This is a genomic window from Bacillus cereus group sp. BfR-BA-01383 (assembly GCF_022663495.1).
Taxonomy (GTDB): Bacteria; Bacillota; Bacilli; order Bacillales; family Bacillaceae_G; genus Bacillus_A; species Bacillus_A cereus_AU.
Genome location: NZ_JAKUFP010000146.1, coordinates 1 through 234 on the forward strand (window position 1 = coordinate 1; position 234 = coordinate 234).

Genomic DNA, 234 nt, shown 5'->3' on the forward strand with positions numbered 1-234 from the left:
ACAAAATAAAATTGCCAAAACTAGGTCTTGTTCGATTTGCCAAAAGTCGTGAAGTAAAAGGACGTATTTTAAATGCTACAGTTAGACGGAACCCTTCTGGCAGATACTTTGTGTCATTGTTAGTTGAAACAGAAGTACAAGAACTTCCGAAAACAAATTCTTACATTGGAATGGATGTGGGACTAAAAGATTTCGCCATTTTGTCAGATGGAACAACCTATAAAAATCCGAAGT

The 234-nt window shown here is 35.9% G+C and carries 1 pseudogene; it reads left to right on the forward strand.

From position 1 onward, the window contains the following. Positions 1-234: pseudogene (locus MR065_RS27355) on the forward strand (IS200/IS605 family element RNA-guided endonuclease TnpB); the annotation flags it as partial.